The sequence below is a fragment of the uncultured Campylobacter sp. genome (assembly GCF_937949835.1).
In the GTDB taxonomy this organism is placed as follows: domain Bacteria; phylum Campylobacterota; class Campylobacteria; order Campylobacterales; family Campylobacteraceae; genus Campylobacter_B.
Genome location: NZ_CALEDC010000407.1, coordinates 1 through 3,091 on the forward strand (window position 1 = coordinate 1; position 3,091 = coordinate 3,091).

Genomic DNA, 3,091 nt, shown 5'->3' on the forward strand with positions numbered 1-3,091 from the left:
TTTTAACCCCCCCGCCGCTTGCGCGCAACCTGGCTGCGCATAAATCTGCCGCGCAAAACCCCGCTACATGCAAATCCATACCGCAAGCAAGACGGCCGCACACAAACCTCGCTGTGCGCAAACCCGCCGCGGATAAGCCGGCTGCGAAACTAAAAATCGAATAAAAATTTTAAATGCTACGAGCGGACGGACGAGCTAGTTGATGCCCTATTTTATCCGCGCATTTTGCAATATGTGCTCGCCCGTAAACAGCTTGCGATAGGAAATGATTTGAATGGTGCAAATTTCAAAATACGCGACCCGCTCCCAAGCACGCAAATTTAAGCCTTTGCCGCTAAGCGGTTTTTAAAAGCTCTCGAGCTAAAATTTATCCCGAATTTGAGATCAAATTTAAACTCAACCCAGACGGGCGAAAATTTCACGAAAGACGTCGCAAGAAGCGAAATCTCAAAGGAGCCTAGCGTGAAAAGATTGATAAATTTCCTTAGGCGCATTTACACGGACCTGCTCGCAGGCAGGGCGCTACTACACCCGATACTGCTTACGGCCGCTTTTTTAGCGGCGAAATTCGGCACGCTATATGTCATAGATGAAAAAATTTTAGGAAGCGGCTATGATTTGGGGATATTTGGAGAATTCGCTTATTACATATTTTTTGATTTTGTCGCAGATGCCTATTTTATAGCTCTTTGCGCGCTATAATCTATGCTTCGCCCGAAGTCAAATCGCTTAAAATTTTACGCAAAATTTTACTCGCGGCAATCTTAGCGTCTTGCGCGCTGGGTTATTATGCTTCGGACGTAAACTACCAAAAGCTAGGCGTCCTTGAAGCCTTTTTGATTGCCTCGCTAATTTGCATTTGCATCTATTTGGTCGCAACCGAAATATCAAACGACCGCTCAAACGCGGTATTTTGGGGTTTTGCTTATGTTCTTAACTACATAGGTGCCTTATTTGTAATATTTCATGCGCAAGCCGCCGAAGTCGTAGCCGTCATTTTAATAATCCTTTGTCCGCTTGCGTGGGCGTTTTATTTCAAATACGAATTTCAAAAATCGTTTGCACAAACGGACGAAGTTTAAATTTTAAAATTTAAAGCACGCTTTAGGCCTAGTTTAGGCGCGACAGGCGAAACGAATAGCGCTAGTTTAGGGCGATAAATTTTTTAATCGTCACGCAAAGTATCGTGACGATAAGTGCTATCATCCAGCGCTTTTGAGCTTTTTTGCCAATCTTGTGCGAGGTTTTGACGCCCGCATAAACGCCCGCTAGCGAGCCGACGCCGAGTAACGCGCCGATTTCGTAGTACACGAGCCCGTGCGCGGAAAGGCTCAGAAAGCCTGCGCTTGAGGAAAATATCACGAAAAACAGCCCCGTGCTGACGGCCTTTTTGATGTCGTAGTTTAAAAAGCTGATCAAAATAGGCATCACGAATACCGCGCCGCCGATACCCACGCTGATCGCCACGGCGCCGACGAACAGCCCCACGATAAAGAGCAAAATTTTAGATTCGTTGGCCTCGCCCGTGGGCTCGGTCGGGGTTTTAAAGAGTTTGATTAAATTTATGATCTGCACCAAAATAAGCGTGCCCAGAAGGAATTTTGAGGAGAAATAGCTTACGATAAAGCCGCTGCTAAGCGCGCCGCAAAAGCCCCCGAGCCCTAGCACCAGCGCGGGCGCGACGTCTAGCATTTTGCTTTTAAAATTTACGAACGAGCCGAATATCGAGCTAAAGATCATCTGCATGATGCTGATGCCGATAGCGTACTTGACATCGTAGCCAAATAGCATCATCACGGGCACCACGACCGTGCCGCCGCCGATGCCGAAAAACCCGCTGATAAAGCCTACGCAGGCGCCGATTAAAATGTATTCAAAAAACATCCATATTCCTTATTTCAGCCCCTTTGGTCTCTCTGAATTCCGCTTTTGCGGCTTGTAATTAAAATTTACCGCTTGCAAGCCTTGAAATTTAAGCGCGAATTTAGCAAATTTAAGCCTTATAGCCGTTTTGCTTCGCGCATCCATTCGCGGTATTGCTCGCGCGAAATTTTTACTTTTTCATATCGCAAGGCGTCCGCGCGAAAGCATTTTAGGCTCAGTTCATTACCCTCAAAGCCCGCAAAATCAGCCTGCTCGTAGATGTCGCAACCGCCCTGTATGCAGTCTAAGACATCGACATATCTCTGCTCTTCGCTCATCGACTCGGCAAAGCTCACCAAATGCACGCCGTTTGGAGCGCCCCAGTAGCAACCGCTCACGACCAACGCGTCCCAATCCCGCAGATAGTGCACGCCGCCCCAAATGAAGCTCTCCTTGCCGAGCGTCCAGGCGTCCGGCACGAAGCGCATGATCCGCCCGCGATCCAATTCAAGCACGCTATAGCCGTATAGATCCTGGCGAAAGACGAGGTAAAATTTGCCGTTTGCGTGGCGGATCAGGCTGAAAAATTCCGCCCGATCATCTATGCAGCGCCAGGTTTTTATCGCGCGGCTTTTGAGATGGGCTACGCAGCCGCCGTTCCCGTCGTCTATGCGGCGTAGGCTTTTTATCTGCGGCGCGCCAAACAGCGTGTATTCGCCGCCGCCAAAGCTTGCCGCGCCGAGCTTATATGCGTCCTTTACGATCTCATATCCGCTATCTAAATTTATCGTTTGGCGCCGGGTAAAATTTTGCCCCTCAAAAAGAGCTTCCGCCTGCTTGATACGCGCCAGGTACTGCGCGGAATTTACGGCATTTGCATCGTGCGCTCCTTAAAATTTTATGCGGGCGGGTTAAATTTTGCGCTGCCGCCAACGGCTCTCGCTTCCTGAATTTCATGCGAACCAAATAAATTTAGCCTCGCTAGGCAGCGGAATTTGACCGCTAGGCGGCAGAGCTCAAGCATTAGGCGGCAACCTACAACTACTAAGTGCAATCCGTGAGCGCTATGCACCCGCGCCTAAATTTTAAATCTTGCTTTGCCAATTTTTTAAAATTTACCCGCAGTTTCGACGCCCTGCGAATACTTGTGATACAGCGCCGTCTTTAAATGCTCGCGCACAAGGGCGTGAAATTTTACTAGCGTTTGAAATTTCGCGGCGTTTAAATT

At 48.5% G+C, this 3,091-nt stretch carries 4 protein-coding genes; 2 read left to right on the top strand and 2 right to left on the bottom strand.

All coding sequences use genetic code 11. The annotated features are described in order from the left end of the window. The first annotated feature begins 462 nt into the window (after positions 1 to 462). The gene (locus tag Q0256_RS09205) at positions 463 to 702 is read left to right on the top strand and encodes a hypothetical protein (protein ID WP_297962403.1); all 240 of its coding nucleotides are present in this window, start codon (positions 463 to 465) and stop codon (positions 700 to 702) included. Next, complete coding sequence (locus tag Q0256_RS09210) at positions 690 to 1,082, top strand: hypothetical protein (protein ID WP_297962405.1); 393 nt, start codon at positions 690 to 692, stop codon at positions 1,080 to 1,082. The genes Q0256_RS09205 and Q0256_RS09210 overlap by 13 nt, the downstream gene beginning before the upstream one ends. Before the next feature lie 61 nt (positions 1,083 to 1,143). On the opposite strand, the gene Q0256_RS09215 is transcribed toward Q0256_RS09210, so the two are convergent. Further along, positions 1,144 to 1,884: a sulfite exporter TauE/SafE family protein gene (locus tag Q0256_RS09215; protein ID WP_297962407.1), complete on the bottom strand. Its 741-nt coding sequence runs from the start codon at positions 1,882 to 1,884 to the stop codon at positions 1,144 to 1,146. Positions 1,885 to 2,000: 116 nt separating this feature from the next. Next, on the bottom strand, positions 2,001 to 2,378 hold the full coding sequence (locus Q0256_RS09220; RefSeq protein ID WP_297962409.1) for a hypothetical protein: 378 nt from the start codon (positions 2,376 to 2,378) through the stop codon (positions 2,001 to 2,003). Positions 2,379 to 3,091 lie beyond the last annotated feature (713 nt).

Bases quoted from the DNA above. Each gene is read 5' to 3' on its own strand.
- Q0256_RS09215 (WP_297962407.1), bottom strand. From the start codon at position 1,884: ATGTTTTTTGAATACATTTTAATCGGCGCCTGCGTAGGCTTTATCAGC.